The 15,676-nt window shown below is 63.4% G+C and carries 16 protein-coding genes and 1 tRNA gene; 7 read left to right on the top strand and 10 right to left on the bottom strand.

The annotated features are described in order from the left end of the window. Positions 1-70 precede the first annotated feature (70 nt). Positions 71-158: transfer RNA gene (locus AC6I65_RS00655), tRNA-OTHER, on the bottom strand. Between the two features lie 246 nt (positions 159-404). On the opposite strand from AC6I65_RS00655, the gene AC6I65_RS00650 reads away from it, so the two are divergent. Further along, on the top strand, positions 405-2,309 hold the full coding sequence (locus tag AC6I65_RS00650; protein WP_497902192.1) for a helicase C-terminal domain-containing protein: 1,905 nt from the start codon (positions 405-407) through the stop codon (positions 2,307-2,309). Positions 2,310-2,738: 429 nt separating this feature from the next. Here AC6I65_RS00650 and AC6I65_RS00645 read toward each other — a convergent pair whose 3' ends face one another. From AC6I65_RS00645 to AC6I65_RS00605, 9 genes are all read right to left on the bottom strand, one after another. After that, complete coding sequence (locus AC6I65_RS00645) at positions 2,739-3,101, bottom strand: hypothetical protein (protein ID WP_497902191.1); 363 nt, start codon at positions 3,099-3,101, stop codon at positions 2,739-2,741. A 34-nt stretch (positions 3,102-3,135) separates the two neighbouring features. Beyond that, positions 3,136-3,798, bottom strand: coding sequence for a DUF7957 family protein (locus AC6I65_RS00640; protein ID WP_497902190.1), 663 nt, complete (start codon positions 3,796-3,798; stop codon positions 3,136-3,138). Positions 3,799-4,035: 237 nt separating this feature from the next. After that, the gene (locus tag AC6I65_RS00635) at positions 4,036-4,929 is read right to left on the bottom strand and encodes a hypothetical protein (protein WP_497902189.1); all 894 of its coding nucleotides are present in this window, start codon (positions 4,927-4,929) and stop codon (positions 4,036-4,038) included. A 15-nt stretch (positions 4,930-4,944) separates the two neighbouring features. Beyond that, positions 4,945-5,223, bottom strand: coding sequence for a hypothetical protein (locus tag AC6I65_RS00630; protein ID WP_497902188.1), 279 nt, complete (start codon positions 5,221-5,223; stop codon positions 4,945-4,947). Beyond that, positions 5,220-5,393, bottom strand: coding sequence for a hypothetical protein (locus AC6I65_RS00625; RefSeq protein WP_497902187.1), 174 nt, complete (start codon positions 5,391-5,393; stop codon positions 5,220-5,222). The genes AC6I65_RS00630 and AC6I65_RS00625 overlap by 4 nt, the downstream gene beginning before the upstream one ends. A gap of 128 nt (positions 5,394-5,521) precedes the next feature. Next, positions 5,522-6,055 carry a hypothetical protein gene (locus AC6I65_RS00620; RefSeq protein ID WP_497902186.1) on the bottom strand — a complete coding sequence of 178 codons (534 nt, stop codon included), beginning with the start codon at positions 6,053-6,055 and terminating at the stop codon, positions 5,522-5,524. 10 nt (positions 6,056-6,065) lie between these two features. Then, the gene (locus AC6I65_RS00615) at positions 6,066-6,308 is read right to left on the bottom strand and encodes a hypothetical protein (protein ID WP_497902185.1); all 243 of its coding nucleotides are present in this window, start codon (positions 6,306-6,308) and stop codon (positions 6,066-6,068) included. Positions 6,309-6,840: 532 nt separating this feature from the next. Beyond that, positions 6,841-8,085: a class I SAM-dependent methyltransferase gene (locus AC6I65_RS00610; RefSeq protein WP_497902184.1), complete on the bottom strand. Its 1,245-nt coding sequence runs from the start codon at positions 8,083-8,085 to the stop codon at positions 6,841-6,843. Beyond that, complete coding sequence (locus AC6I65_RS00605; RefSeq protein ID WP_497902183.1) at positions 8,078-9,199, bottom strand: 60S ribosomal export protein NMD3; 1,122 nt, start codon at positions 9,197-9,199, stop codon at positions 8,078-8,080. Before AC6I65_RS00605 ends, AC6I65_RS00610 begins: the two co-directional genes overlap by 8 nt. A 651-nt stretch (positions 9,200-9,850) precedes the next feature. Between AC6I65_RS00605 and htpX the strand changes: the two genes are divergently transcribed. From htpX to AC6I65_RS00575, 6 genes are all read left to right on the top strand, one after another. Continuing rightward, positions 9,851-10,741, top strand: coding sequence for a zinc metalloprotease HtpX (htpX, locus tag AC6I65_RS00600; RefSeq protein ID WP_497902182.1), 891 nt, complete (start codon positions 9,851-9,853; stop codon positions 10,739-10,741). A gap of 285 nt (positions 10,742-11,026) precedes the next feature. After that, positions 11,027-11,734 (top strand): class I SAM-dependent methyltransferase, encoded by a 708-nt coding sequence (locus AC6I65_RS00595; RefSeq protein ID WP_497902181.1) that lies wholly within the window; start codon positions 11,027-11,029, stop codon positions 11,732-11,734. 52 nt (positions 11,735-11,786) lie between these two features. Beyond that, the gene (locus AC6I65_RS00590) at positions 11,787-12,233 is read left to right on the top strand and encodes a RidA family protein (protein WP_497902180.1); all 447 of its coding nucleotides are present in this window, start codon (positions 11,787-11,789) and stop codon (positions 12,231-12,233) included. Positions 12,234-12,236: 3 nt separating this feature from the next. Further along, a complete protein-coding gene (locus AC6I65_RS00585; protein ID WP_497902179.1) occupies positions 12,237-12,812 on the top strand; it encodes a hypothetical protein in 576 nt (191 codons plus the stop codon). A gap of 91 nt (positions 12,813-12,903) precedes the next feature. Continuing rightward, entirely contained in the window at positions 12,904-13,509 is a 606-nt protein-coding gene (gene pspAB / locus AC6I65_RS00580; RefSeq protein WP_497902178.1) for a PspA-associated protein PspAB, read from the top strand. A 112-nt stretch (positions 13,510-13,621) separates the two neighbouring features. After that, entirely contained in the window at positions 13,622-15,643 is a 2,022-nt protein-coding gene (locus tag AC6I65_RS00575) for a MutS-related protein (protein ID WP_497903135.1), read from the top strand. Positions 15,644-15,676: the final 33 nt, after the last annotated feature.

Raw genomic sequence — 15,676 nt, 5'->3', positions numbered from 1 at the left:
GGGGGCGTGGACAAAGAGCGTGGCGACGGTCTCGAGTGCTTGCTATAGAAAGTATAGTAATATTCAGGAGCGGAAGGGGTGGGATTCGAACGCCACGAGGCCAGACGGCCGCCGCGGGTCAGAGACGCCGCGGTGCTCTTCCGCTGAGCGACCCTTCCGTACACCGTTCGACGACAGTGGTCCGAATTGTAATCGGGAACCTAACTCCGTCGTAAGCCGAACGTTCCCGTACGCCTCGAGGAGTCTTCACCGCCGTCTCGAGACCACCCCGGTCACTGCCATCGCTTCGAGCCCATACCAGTCGCTGCCGTCGCTTCGAGCACCCCAATCGCTGCCGACATCCATCGTTCAGGACGCGCGAGACTCCGCAGCCTTTAGGACCACGCCCCCCGGTGACTCGAGTGGTGAATCCCGACCGGATCTTCGAGGCGTTCCCCGCGCCGAGCTACCGGGGCAACCAGGAGCAGGCCCTCCGCGACATCCGCGACGCCTTCGAGGCGGGCAACGACGTCGTTCTCGTCCGCGCGCCGACGGGCAGTGGCAAGTCCCTGCTGGCTCGTGCGGTCGCCGGCTGTGCCCGTACGGTCGACGAGGCTGATCCAGTGGAGGCGACCGGCGCCTACTACACGACCCCGCAGGTCTCCCAGCTCGACGACGTGGCCGGCGACGACTTGCTCCAGGACCTGAACATCATCCGCGGGAAGTCGAACTACACCTGCCTCCTCCCCGGCGAACTCGACACGCCGGTCAACCAGGCCCCCTGCGTCCGCGAGCGGGGCTACGACTGCTCGGTCCAGCACCGCTGTCCGTACTTTTCCGACCGAGCCATCGCCTCCAACCGCTCCATCGCGGCGATGACGCTCGCGTACTTCATGCAGACCGCGGGCAGCGAGGTGTTCCGCAAGCGCGACGTCGTCGTGATCGACGAGGCCCACGGCCTCTCCGAGTGGGCCGAGATGTACGCGACGATCCAGCTCGGCCCCCGGACCGTCCCGTTCTGGGACGACCTTCGGGTGCCCCAGGTCGACTCCGTGGAAGCGGCAGCCCGCTACGCCGAGGCACTCGGCCGGCGGTGTACCAGCCGCAAGGACGAGTTGCTCGGCCAGGAATCCCTCTCACCCGGCGAAGTGCGAGAGCGGGACCGCCTCCAGGAACTCATCGGCGAACTCGACTTCTTCGTCGAGGACTACCGCGACCCGCAGAGTCCGACGACGTGGCTGGTCGATCAGGCTGATGACGGAGGGTCGAACCGCGACGGAGGGGCGGACTCGAGCGACGGGGACGAAACCGAGAACCCGAACGGCGGCCCTCTCACCATCAAACCGATGGACCCCGAGCGCTACCTCCGGTACACCGTCTGGGACCGGGGCAACAAGTTCGCACTCCTCTCGGCCACGATCCTCAACAAGGACGCCTTCTGTCGCCACGTCGGTCTCGAGCCCTCCCGCGTCGCCCTCGTCGACGTCGGCCACACCTTCCCCGTCGAGAACCGGCCGCTCTACGACGTCACTCAGGGGAAGATGACCTACGAACACCGCGAGGAGACCCTGCCGAAGATCGCCCGTACCATCGTCCGCATCATGCAGGCCCACCCCGACGAGAAGGGGCTGATCCACGCCCACTCCTACGCGATCCAGGAGCAACTCGAGTCGCTCCTCACCGATTTCGGCGTCGGCGACCGCGTTCGAGCCCACTCCAGGGACGACCGGGACGCCGACCTCGAGTCCTGGAAGGCCTCCTCGGAACCGGACGTCTTCCTCTCGGTGAAGATGGAGGAAGCGCTCGACCTGAAGGGCGACCTCTGTCGCTGGCAGGTGCTCTGCAAGGCACCGTTCCTCAACACGAGCGACTCGCGAGTGGCTCACCGTCTCGAGGAAGGGCAGTGGGCGTGGTACTACCGGGCGGCGCTCAGGACCGTGATCCAGGCCTGCGGCCGGGTGATCCGCGCCCCTGACGACCATGGAGCAACCTACGTCGCGGACTCGAGCCTGCTCGACCTGTTCGAACGCGCCCGGACGGACATGCCTGACTGGTTCGAAGAACAGGTCGATCGCCTCTCGGTGCCGGAATTGCCCGAGTTCGAGCCGCGGGCGGCGCTCGAGGCGACGGATGGGGGCGGGCGCGGCGGGTACTCGAGAACGTCCTCGCACAGTATGTCGAGTTCAGAGTCGAAAGAGGGGGCAGGCTCAGGCGGGAGCGCGAACGAGAGCGATGCTCGAGGCAGTTCCCGTTCCGGATCGCGGTCACGACGCGGCCGACGCTCCTCGAAGCGAAGCCCGCTCGCGGACGTCTGGGACACCGACGGCTAAGTTAGAAGATAAACGTCGCGCCCCAGGCGACCATCGACGAGATCATCAACAGGGCGAACAGCGCCGCGATGATCTGGTTCAGGTTCATAACGGGATGGTTCGAACCCAAGTCGTATCAAGTTCACGACCGAGTACACTTCCGTAACGAAACGTGACGACGGCAACTACGCATCGTTCGAGAAACGATTAGGTGTTCCTCCTCGACAATCGCGGTCGATGGTGGAGAGAGACCCCTTCGAGCATCTGCACGAGCATCAAACAAGCTTACGTCACCATCGTCAGCCCGACGAGCGCAGTTCTGTCTCTCGAACGCAATCGACTCGTTTACCGTCCTGGGTGGGCGATCCGCTCGAGAGTGACGACAACGCCCGAGAGAGGTATCAGGAGCCACGACGCGACGCGAGCATGAACGTCCTCTGATCCTCGGCGTCACTGGGCTTTGAGTAATTTGGCTAGCGAAAGCGACCGACGGATCCAGGCGGATGGAATCGATTCGTATTCGAGCAGATTAACAAGGTCCGCACCGCCAGTCCGGCCGTGGCTGGCGCCGACTGTTCCGAATCGGATCGCGATCCCTGCGGGAATTTCGACGACAGTAACGGTGTAGGACTCACTCGGTGGGAGGGCATACCGGTCGATAACCTCGTCTCGCGTGTGCGTCGGATCAAGCTCGTCTCGCCGGTGGAGCCAGTATTCGCCGGAAAGTCCGTTCGGCTCGAACCGAAGGTATTCGGTCGGTGTACTGGTCGTTCCCTCCATGACGATCGAGCCGTCAGCAAACGATTTGCCCATAAGGCGTCTCGGTGGGCATCGTTCATATGGATTGTCACCAGAGTCCGGTCTCGATCTCCTCGCACTCGAGGCGTTCGCCCGTTGCGGGATCGAGCCGGTATCGGTGGTCGATTGTCCGATCGACCGCGACTCGTTCCCAGAGGTCGCCATCCTCGACGGAGAGATGTCCCCGCCACTCGTCGGGTTCCGAGCGCCATCGTTCCGTGCCATCGGATTCGAATGCATAGAGATCGTGTGTGGCCTCTGAACAATAAATAAAGATGGCGTCGTCGAACTCGAGGACGTCGAAGACCTCGCCGCTGAGGTCGACGGTGTGGTCACCGACGGGGAGTTCGGTTTTGGGCCACGCCTCGAGAATCTCACCCGTTTCCGGATCGAATTCGAAGGTACCGTCCGTGTGACTGGTTAGGAATCGGTCCTGTATCGTCCACAGTTTCCGATGACCTCCGTTTTCCGAGGTCATCGGGACGGGGACGGGGTCAATTATCCACGTTACCCGGCTAGCGTGATCTATCGCAACAACGTTTCGATCGTCAGAAGGGACGTCGAAATCGCGGTCTCCGTGCTTGCCCGTCCGAAACGTTCCTAACACGACGATTACCGAGTCATCGCGTTCGACGTGATCCTCGACGGAATTGGGAGGAATCACCTCGTTGTCCCCGACCGTTATTTTGTTGAGCGATACGTCGGTTGTCATCATATCCACTCCTTCGCGAGAAGTCGGCTTAGTTCGACGGATTCGTCTCCGACAATGAGCAACCGACATTCGCGAATCGTTCGATGTTACTCTGAGAGACAGCCGTGGGTGAATCAGTAGTGGGGGACGTCGGACTCTTCGAGCGTGTATCCAAAAGCGGCGGGCTGAGGGCTGTCTTCACCAGGCCACCAAGTTATACGAACATGCACGTTCCTACCACAGAAATGAGAACGTCGATCAACGGCGCCGTCCAGCGCCCTTCAGTAGCGTAACGTCGTCGATCGGTAGTTCTGCCAGTGACTCGTCGAACGTGTGTTCGTCGGTTCGATCCTGGACCACGACCAGTTTTCGGCCCACCGTTCCGTCCTTAAAAGCAGCTGTTGCGTCGGCTACCAGTTTGTCGTCGTAGGAGTCGTGCCAGGTTGCCTCCTCGAGGGCCGCCACAACCCACTCGTCGGAGAGTACCCGGCCTGCTTCGCGCTCGGGAACGTCGTCGGCACTCACCGGCTCACCGTCGGAATGATAGATCCGTCCTGCAATTACGGATTGATCGTCCCCGTCGCGTTCGAGTTCGAAGAACCCGACGTCGCTCGTGACCTGGAACGCGTCCAGGTCCACGTCAACGTCGAGTTCGGTATCGTCCGCTGGCACGTCCTCTCGGAGGAGCGCCTCCGAGAGCCGATCGGACTTCCGGGAGACCCTCAGGCCGCGTCGACGCGCAAGCACGATGTGTGCGCACACGTGGTGAAGGACGAACCAGCGAGGGTCGTCCGGATCGGGTTCCTCCGCAGCGTAATAATCGTACAGTTCCGAAAGGCTCGTTTGAGCCGCCGGTTCCGATCCATCTACGAGTGCGCGATAATACACCGGGATCACCTCCCAATACGGGCTCTTCTCCTCGAATCGTTCGAGGCTCTCCTCGAGGTTGGCGAGCAACGCCCGTACCGACTTATCGTCGATCGCGATTGCGGCCTTAACCTTTGCATTGTAGTATCGCGCCGGCGCGCTGAGAGACGATTCGGTGAAGGCATCGAGATAACTTTCGTCCATCGCGAGCGTGGCGGCTGCGACGTTCGCGAGTAACTCCTCGTCGCGACTCAGGACTGCAGCGTTGACCGCCCGTGCGAACATCTGCGGTTCGTTGTTTCACTTCGCCTGTTCGGTCATATCGCGTCGCAAGCGACACGCTTCGATGTGCGCGAGATAGCACTTGGCGACCTCTCCGATACACGTTCGGGACTGGTGGACCGCCCCGAGTAGCGCCGTGAGTTTTCCGAGGTACTCGAACCGCCTGGCGACGGCATAGAGATACGTGGTCGTCCCGTCGATCGGGACCTCGCCGTTTTCCCACGACCGGACTCGTTTTGTAATCTCGTCAACCTCGTCTTCGAAGCAGGCACGGATTTCGTCGGCGGTGAATGTCATTCCGTCACACCTCCAGTTCGGACGATACGCACGTCGTCCATACCCAATTCCCGAAGATCCTCGTCGATCGTTCTGGACACTGAGACGTCCTGTACGACGATCGCCTCCTTCTTGTAATCCCCCATTCTGATCGCCTGTTTTACCGAACCGTACTCTCCGTCGAGATCCATATCGGAATTCGATCGTAAATGGATCCACGTCGTTCATCGTCGTCGATTACGAGTCAGGAGCGTTCGTAGCTTCCGTTCCAGTCGTCGATGGAAGTAATTTGATTCCTCTCCGAATAGCGTCGGCTATATCAACGACTGCGATCGGAGCGATAGACGTCTCGCAGTCGATCGATATCTTCGCGGAGGCCTCGGTAGTCGGACGAGTCCGCTGCGAGTTGCGGATTGACATCAGCGACGAAGGCCTCGAACTCGGTCGCTCGATCGACGAGTTCGTTCACCAGCGGCTCCGCGCGGACGGTCACACTCGGTTCGTACGCTTCACGCTGTGCCGGAGAGTGCGCACTCCGTTTAGAATAACAGATCGAAACGGAGATCGTCTCATCGTCGGCAGGTTCGAACACGATATAGAGCGGGCCGTTTCCTGTCCGGAGGATTTCATCGTTCCCCGCTACACAACCCATCAGTGCTTGCAATAGACCTCCAAACAGACTCGTTAGGTATTCCCTCATCCCTTCCTCGTGTTCACCGCCGACGAGCGGTTTATCACCCCCTCGGATAACATCGATCCAGCCCAGCGGATCAGTAGCTCCCTCTTTGACCTGTTCTCGAAGATCGTCATCGTAGCGAACGGCAATTTCGAAGGTGTCTGCTGGGTCAGTCATCTTTGGAGGGTTACAGATTATCTAGCCATTCCTGCTCATCACGGATCCAGACAGCGACGTCGGGCCCCTCCTCCGGGAACGCGGTCGTTATTTTCCCATCGGCGTTCACCCTAACTATCATTTCGCTCACACCCGTTGAAGCAGGATCAGGGTCATGTGTATATTCAGCTAAACTTCGTCTGGGCCCCTGTTTGGGGTGACCGGTTTTTACTGCAGCGCCGATGATCCTTTGGACGTCACGTTCGTCGCTCATAGGTCCATCTAGCGTCCTCCCATTTATGTTCTGGTCGATTGGGAAGTAGCTTGCCAGTAGCCCTCTCCTGCACCCTCTTAATCCATCATGCGCCATGTATGTTCGATTGAAGATCCATAACACAATTTAATATTTTCTATTTTCTAATAATTGGGAAGGTGATTTATAGAGAGACGAGAATAGCCTGTTCGCGTTGCATAATAGAGAACACAAACAGAAGACTGTCGGCGGGCGTATTTGGGACGAGGCTCGATTCGAGGCGGTGCTCGTACTAGACGAGACCCGTAATACCAGATCTTAGGAGGACGAACTCGGTATCGATTGGACCTTCTCCTGAGACATGGTGGTGTAGCGGCCTGGAGGTCCTCGTGCGACGGTTCTGTCCAGTTCGAGCGCATTCGATGGTCGCTGTATCCGGTCGAAGCAGCATCGCTCAGCGAAGACGTTAGCCAGATGCTAGCCGTGCCGAACGAACGCAAAGGCCTGCTTCGCAACAGCGACCAACAAGGATAGATAACGAGCCCTTCAGGAGTCACTTCACGCGAGCGTCCACGACCACGTGTTCGACACCCGCGCTGTGCGTCTTCACCCGCCGCTTCTCGAGCACCTCGAGGGTCCGCCCTGCCTCTTCAACAGCGGCCTCGAGCCGACCGACCGGTCGCTCCCACAGTTCCGGTCTCGGCGTCGCCTCGTGATAGTGGACGACGCCACCTGGCTCGAGGGCCTCGAGGGCCGCCGGCAGGAACGAAACGGCCTCCTCAACTCGACTGCCGTGTCCCGCCTCGTCTTCGTCGTCGGCGACGCCGTAGTAGCCCATGACGACCCGGTCCGCGCGAACGTCGGCAGCCAGTTCACGACAGTCGCTGTGGTAGGCGTCGACCCGACTCGAGACGTCGTTGGCTATCGCGTTCTCGAGCAGGTAGCGAAATGCCGTCGGATTCAGCTCCGTCGCGGCCACTCGCGCTCCCGCTCGCGCCATGGGGAGCGTGAAGTAGCCGATGCCGGCGAACATGTCGAACACGCGCTCGTCCGGGTTGACGACCTCGGCCATCCGCCGGCGCTCGGCCTGATTGCCCGGCGAGAACATCACCCGCGTCGGGTCGAGGGCGTACTGCGTGCCGTCCTCGACGTGGACGGTCTCGGTGTCACTCGAGCCCGCGAGCAGTCGCGTTCGGGGTTCGCGGTAGGTGCCGCCGTCGCCCTTACTCTCGTTCGAGATTCCCTCGTCAGCGAGCACGCTGTCGGCCTCGCCGTGGAGTGCGAGCAAGGCCTCTCCGAGTTCGGCCTCGTCGTGGCAGTCGTCGGGAACGCGAACGAGGATCACCGAACCGATAACGGCCCAGGAGCCGGGCGCCGTCTCGAGGTCGGCGTCGCTCCACCCCCACTCGCGGAGGTGGTCGGCCAGGTCGCGGGTGCGGTAGGTGGGGTCGATTTGACGGACGACCTCGAGGACGGCCGTATCCGAGGGTGACTCGAGCACCGGGAGCGCCACCGTCTCGGAGCCGTACTCCCGCACCCGGCGGTCGTCGTCGTAGACGCCCTCTGCCCGCAGGGATTCGATCGCCGTCTCCGAGCGCGGTTTCTCGACGACGACCGCGAGCGGGTCGTCTCGCGGCTCGAGCGCGGTCGAGTCTTTTGCTATAGATTTTGTAGTATCGCCGCTGGGACTCGAGTTCGAATCGTCGTCCGACCTCGAATCGTCGTCTCGAGGTCGGCCCTCGTCTCGAGGGTAATCCTCGCCTCGAGACCGGTCGTCCTCCCCTGTGCCCTCACTCATCGTCCTCAGGCAAAATGTGCAAGCCGGCGCGACTCTTCAGCGCCGGTACTTCCTCCGCGTCGGCGTCGACGTACTCGGGCCGGGAAATCGTCTTCGCCTGGTAGGTCTCGGGATCGAGCACCTGGATCGAGCGCTCGTCCTCGACCGTGACGACGGTCGCCTCGACGGCGTCCTCGCGCTCCCCAAGTTTGCGGGCCTCGGGGGAGTTGCCCTCCTCGTAACTCGCCTCGTAGCGTTCGCCCGTCCGCAACCGGATTCCTTTGAGGTTGCCGTGGGCACTACTGACCAGGACGGGCCCCTCGTCGTCGTCCGCGAGGTCGATCACGTCGCCGGGAACGTACGGCGGGAGCCGAACTGCGAACGTCACGCGGTAGACGCCGTTGCCATCCTCGTCCTCGGTGACCAGTGTTTCGGCGTCGTTGACGGTGCCGCCGAACTCTTCGACCATCTTGTTGGCGATCTTCTTGCCGATCTTGTTGGTCGAAACCCGCATGTTGAGGCCGTCGTCGGTCTCCGTGGTCTCGGTGATGAAGGCGTTCCGGTCCCCGGTCGCCTCCATGTCCGCGACGATGGTCTCGGCTATCTCTTTCGCCCGCTCGAGTTCTTCCGTCGTGGGCGTCCGGTCCTCGGCCCGGATCTGGACGATGCTGGCGTAGTAGTCCCCGGCGATGCGACCGCACCTGGTGCAGGTCTGACGGGCTATCTTCACCGGGATCATCACCTGCTCCTCGACGGGCGTTCCGCGAACCGTCCCCGTGAAGTAACAGTGCATCCGGATCGTGTTCGGGCCGACCTCCTCGGGTTCGACCTGCCAGGCGACGTCCTTGACGTCGACGTGAACGGCCAGCGCCTCGCTCACCTCCTCGATGGCGACGTCGGTGTAATCCTGCGCACCGACGTCGACCCAGCGACGACCCCGGTGGACAGCCCCGCACTGGGCGCAGACGCGTACGTCGATCCGGTCGGGCGCGTCGATGAATTCGAAGTCGTCGAAGTAACAGCTGTCACAGAGGTCGACGTCGGTCCCCGGTCGGAGGGGGTCCGTCGCGTCGCCTTCGCTCCGCTCCGGCACCGGATCGCCACAGCGGGGACAGAACGCACGCGAATCGGTCATGTCCCGTGGTTGGGGACTGGGGGAGTTAAGCGACGCGTTCGTCGCCGACGCCGGTCCCAGCGAGGTGTCTCCACCGGAAATAGAGGGGTTCGACGGGCCGTTCGGTCACAGCGTGTGGGAACTCCACCCGAAACCAGGGGGTTGCGGATCGTGTTATCAGGGCACACGGAATTCGTCTCCAGTAAGTGCGCGTTTCGAACTATGTGTCTGATCTCCCCCACTGGTGTCGGTTTCGATCGTGGTGTTATCGATCGTCAAACATGTAGAACGACGGATTTCACGCCCGTCTGACGTTTCCGGTGGAACGCGAAGGCCGGGCGTCTGACGCGTGGCGTACGCTCGAGCGTCGACACCGGTGGCCGTCCCCTCGTGTTCGACTTTCCAGGGGAAATAGAGGGGTTTTGGGGACGCTCGCTCGGTGCTTCGACGTACCCGCTCGAGCACTTATGACTCAACTGAAAGGTGGTGGATTGGGGTGGCAGAACGTATCGAGGGAGCGATATCGTCGACGATCCACGTCGTCGTTGGAGGTCGATAGGGGGCGCATACGAGATACGACTCGAGGACGAGCGAGCACGGAGCGTCCGGTCGGGCCACCCGCTCGAGGCGCGTTCGCGGCGGATTTATCCGCCCTCGGTCCGTTGTTCGCGTATGGACTGGAAACCGGACTGGGGATTGCGGTTTCGGATGTTCCTCACGATGTTCCTGCTGTTCGCCCTGTACATCGTCTTCGCAGGGGTGCTGACGGCGTACATCGCGGGCGGAGCGAACCTGCTGATCTTCGGCCTGCTCTTCGGCGGGATGTCGCTGGTGCAGTACTACTTCAGCGACACCCTCACTCTCAAAACGATGGGCGCGAAGACGGTCTCCGCCGAGGAGTACCCACAGCTTCACAGCGCCGTCGAACGCCTCTCCCAGCAGGCCGACCTCCCGAAGCCGAAAGTCGCCGTCATCGACTCGAAAGTGCCGAACGCGTTCGCGACGGGGCGAAACCAGAAGAACGCTGCCGTCGCCGTCACCACGGGACTGATGCGAACGCTCGACCAGGACGAACTCGACGGCGTCCTCGCCCACGAACTCGCTCACGTCAAGAATCGGGACATGATGGTGATGACCATCGCCTCGTTCCTGTCGACCATCGCGTTCATGATCGTCCGCTGGGGCGCCTTCTTCGGCGGCGGTCACGGTCGCGGCCGCGGCGGTGGTGGCGGCGTGATCGTCGCCATCGTCGTCTCGCTGGTCGTCTGGATCGTGAGTTACCTGCTGATCCGGGCGCTCTCGCGGTATCGCGAGTTCTCCGCCGACCGGGGTGCTGCGACGATCACCGGCAAGCCCTCTGCGCTCGCCTCCGCGCTGCTGAAGATTTCGGGAGAGATCGACAAGGTACCCGACAGAGACATGCGCGAAGAGGCCGAGATGAACGCCTTCTTCATCATCCCGCTGAAATCGGGCGTCGTCGGGAGACTGTTCTCGACGCATCCATCGACCGAGCGCCGCGTGGATCAGCTCCGCCAGCTCGAGCGCGAGATGGAGACAGTATAGCTCCTCGCTCGAGATTCGACAGCACCGGTTCGGTGAGAATCCACGACGAACGCCGAAAACTATTTAACCCGCCGCGCCGAATTATTACATACAGAAGATAAACGAATTAAAATCGGTGCTTTCTTTTATCACTACCAATACGTGTAGCTACAGCGCTCGAGAGCCCTGATTTCGGGCGCACTGTAATACGACGACTCGCCTTCGATCCCACAGCGACGGCTCTCTCCACGAGTCGACCGCTCCCGCCGACCGACACCTGATCGAACGGATAGCAACTCCTCACGCATGACAGACACCCCTTTCGAGCAGACCATCGACTGGAACCGCTTCTGGGAGACCGCCGACGCGGACGACCGCGCCGGCGCGACCCCCAGTACCCACCACCTGACCGACCTCCTCGAGGACTTCGTCGCCGCGAAGGGCGTCCCTGATTCGATCGCGGACGTCGGCTGTGGCCCCGGCGAGGTCGCCTTCACCGTCGCGAAACGCCACCCGGAAACCAGCGTCGTCGGCTACGACGCCGCCGACTCGATTCTCGCGGCGAACCGCGATCGAGCCCGCTCGAGCGGGGTCGAGAACGTGTGCTTCGAACGCGCCGTGCTCCCCGAGTTTGATCCCGGCCGGCAGTTCGACCTCGTGTGCTGTTACGCGACGCTGTGTTACGTCGACGACACAGAGCGCGCGCTCCGCGCGCTGTACGACGCGGTCACCCCCGGCGGCCACCTCGTGCTCGGCTACATCACCGAGGCCGGGCGCGATCACTACGACGGTCGTCTCGCGGACCCCGACGCGTGGCGCGAGCACGACCCGGACTTCGATCCCCACGGGTTCGCCAGGCGGTTCCGGCTGGTGCTCGAGGGGGAAAGTACGCTTTCCGAATCGGCAATCGAAGACGCCCTCGGCACTCCGCCGCGGCAGTTCTGGGAATTCACCGAGAAACCCGAGGAGCGCTGGGCCTGGGATCACGTTCCACTGGTCTGGTTGCCGAAATGAGTCCATTCCAGGAACGCGGCGAATCCAGTCGAAACGCAGACACGAGATACAGATGAAGAAAACCGTCATCGCACCCGGACAAGGCACGATTGAATCGGACGTCATCGACGAACCGCAAATTTCGCTCGCAGTGGCAACGCATCACGACACGCACACGCACGTCGAGATCAACGGCCTCGTCTACCCTGAGGGGAACGTTCGTGAGCAGACTCGACAGATGCTGGGCCTCGTTGAAAAGATACTCGAGGACCTCGAGGGGTCGATGCACGACATCGTGAAGTTTCGATGGTTCGTTCGCGAGGATGTCCTCGATGACGAAACCAGAGGAACGATTCACGAGGTCCGATCGGACTTCATCGACTATCCTCACTACCCGGCTAGTTGCATGGTCGGGGTTGCCAGTCACAACGTCGACGGAGCCCTCGTAGAACTCGAAGTGCGGGCGACGATTCCCACCGACGGCGAGTGGACAGTTCGAACGATTACCGGCGACGAATAACCAATGACGGAGAAATCACCACGATCCGCGACCAGCTCGACGCGCACCGACTCCCTGACCGACCTCGAGTCGCTCACTGACCCGGCCCGGTTCCGAGACCGCGACGACGTTCACTACGAGGAACGCACCGAGACCCACGCCGACGAGAACCACTGCCGCGCCCACAGTCGCGGGATGGCCGTCGTCGGGGTCACCGCCGCCGACGGCTCGGTTCTGATCGCCACCCACCTCGAGGAGCCCGTCGCCCTGTTGCCGAACGCTCACATTGAGGACGAAGACGACGACTGGCTCGCGGCGGCCGATCGAGCGATCGAACGACTCACGGACGAGCCCGTCGACGTCGGCCGTCCAGTTCGCGTTCGATCGGTCGAGCACGTCGTCGAGGGCGACGACACGGCCCACACCTCGAGTCACACCGTCGTGTTCGAGGCCTCCCCGGAAGCGGACGGGGCGACGGCGGCCGATCTCACCGCCAGGACGACCTGCAGCTGGGACGCCGGGTGGTACACCTCGTTCCCCGACGGCTGTGACGAAACGCCCGAGCGGCCGGCGGCGGACGTTCGACTGTTCCTCGAGTGACGACCTCGAGTAAAGCCGTCCTCGGGTGAGGGAACTACCGCTTCGAGCGAGAAAACGCGAGCTTTCAAACCCTGGCCCCCCAACGAAGGGTATGGGACTGCTCGACGGACTGCGATCCGTACTCGGCATCCGCGCCGAATCGGACGCCAGCCGGGACGCCAACCCCGAGGACCTCTTCGGGATGAGCACCGCGTATCTGACGATGGAAGCCGACCTCGGCTACGACTCCGCCGACGCGGGCGCGCTCTGTTTCGCCGGTGTCGACTCGAGCAGCTTTCGCGACGCCGTCGAGAACGTCGAAGCAATCCTCGAGGCCGGCAGCGAAGACACCGGCACCGACTTTCGCGTCACCGAGGACGACCACGGCTACCACTGGGTCGTCCTCGAGGACTCGGATCCGGAGGACCTGATCACCAGCCTCCACTTCGCGGCGGACACGTTCATCGAGGAAGGCTACGGCTCGCGGCTGCTCGCGGCCGTCTTCGCCTATCGAAACGACAGCGGACCGGCCTACTGGATCTACTCCTTCCGGCGCGGCGCGTACTACCCCTTCGCGCCGCGGGCCGGCCGCGAGCGCGATTCGGGCACCGAGTTCAAACTCGAGTCCGTCCTGGACGGCGAACTCGAGATCGAACCCGACAAGGAGTACTGGTATCCCCTGTGGCCGAGTACGAGCGGGCGTCACCCCTGGGAGTAGCGCGCTCGCCGGGGGCGTGTGATCCACGACTCGAGACTCGGGACTCGAGAGTCGGGCCGAGAACGGGGCGGGACCTTTTTCTCGTCTCGGCGGGACGTGGCGGTCGATGGCAATGGACCTCGAGTCGATCCCGGGCGTCGGCGCGAAGACCGCCCGTGCACTGGACGAACTCGACGACCCCGAGCGGGCCCTCGAGAACGGCGACGTGGCCGCGCTCGCCAGCGCGCCCGGCGTCACCGTCGGCCGGGCCGCTCGCATCGCCCGCGGGGCGATCCGACGCGAACACGACGACCCCGGCGGCTTCCTCGCGACCGACCGCGCACGCGAGATTTACCGACAGGTACTCTCCCTGTGTCAGGATCGAACGGTGACCGACTACGCGGCCCACCGCCTCGAGACCCTGTACCCCAGCCCCAGGCGCTCGCGCATTGAGGAGGTGCAGGACTTCTCTCGTCAGGCGATCGAACGCGACCCCGATCCGGTCGTGCTCGAGGCCCTCGAGGGCGTCGAACCGCTCGAGCGGCCCGGCGACGTTCGCGTCCGGGACCGCTGTCTGGCAACGACCGACGCCGAGCGCTACGCCGAAGCCCGTGAGGCGATTCCCGAGATCTCCGTCGAAATCGTCGAGGACGCCCAGGGGCTGGCCGAACTGGCGAGAGGGTATTCGACGGTGGTCGCGATCGACGAGTCCTTCGCCGGCGTCGAGGTCGAGGGGGACGTACAGGTTCGCCCGGATGCGCTCGCGGACCCCGCCGACGTGGTTCCGGAGCGTCCACTCGCGTTCTTCGCCCGCAACCGGGAGCGACTGCGGGCAGCGGTCGCGGTTCATCGTGCGGTCGGCGGTAGTGGCGACACCGATTCGCAACTGGACGCGACGGTCGACCTCGACGCCCTCGAGAACGGCCTCGAGCGCCTCGACGACGACGGTACCGTCGCCGGCGACCCCGAACTCGATCGGTTGACGGTCGCCGTCGACGACCTCGACGCGGTCGCGGGCGTCGCCGAGAGCGTCGCCAACGACCGACTCCGCGGGGCGATCGAGGCACGAGACGTGACCATCGAGGGTGCCGACCTGCTCTCGCTCGTCGAGCGCGGTGCCGGCGTCGACTCGCTGCTCTCCCGGGAACTCGCCGACGAGTTCGCCGCGGCGGTCGAGGCCGCCCGCGAGCACCTGATCGACGCCCTCGACCTGGACGTCGGCGAGGCCGAACTCGCCCGCCACGTCTTCGACGACGAACCGACCTTTCCCGTCGAACGCGGCGAGAACGCCACGGCACGGCTTCGCGAGGAACTCACCGTCGCCCGGGACCGACGGGCGGCCCAGCTCAAACGCGACCTGGCGGCCGACCTCGCCGCCCAGCGTGAGGGCGCCCACGACCTGGTTCGCACGGCACTCGAGCTCGACGTCGAACTCGCCGTCGCCCGCTTCTCACGGGACTTCGAGTGTACGATGCCCGAGTTCGTCTGGGACGGCGACGACGGCTACGGGGAAACCGGATTCGCCATCGAGGGCGGCCGCTCGCCCGTCCTCGAGGAGCCACTCGAGGAAATCGAACCCGTCGACTACGCGGTGTCGGGTACCACCCTGCTCTCGGGGGTCAACAGCGGCGGGAAGACCTCGACGCTCGACCTGGTCGCGAGCGTCGTCGTCCTCGCACACATGGGCCTACCCGTTCCCGCCGAAGGGCTCCGGCTGCGCCGCTTCGACGACGTACACTACCACGCCAAGACCCAGGGAACCCTCGACGCCGGGGCGTTCGAGTCCACCGTCCGGGAGTTCGCGGACCTCGCCACCGGCGGCGAGGGGTCGCTCGTTCTCGTCGACGAACTCGAGAGCATCACCGAACCCGGGGCGAGCGCGAAGATCATCGCCGGCATCCTCGAGGCGCTCGCCGAGAACGGCGCCACGGCCGTCTTCGTCTCCCACCTGGCCGGGGAAATCCGGGAGATGGCCGCCATCGACGTGGCCGTCGACGGCATCGAGGCCGTCGGCCTGGTCGATGGCGAACTCGAGGTCAACCGGTCGCCGGTCAAGGACCACCTCGCGCGGTCGACACCCGAGTTGATCGTCGAGAAGCTGGCCCAGGAGGGGAACGCCGCGTTCTACGACCGGTTGCTCGAGAAGTTCGAGTGACCGCGGTCAGGGGGCGACCACGAGGTCGGAGAG

It is taken from the genome of Natronosalvus sp. KLKA75, assembly GCF_059736265.1.
Note: the sequence above shows the minus strand (reverse complement) of the source record. Positions and strands in the feature narration are given on the sequence as shown.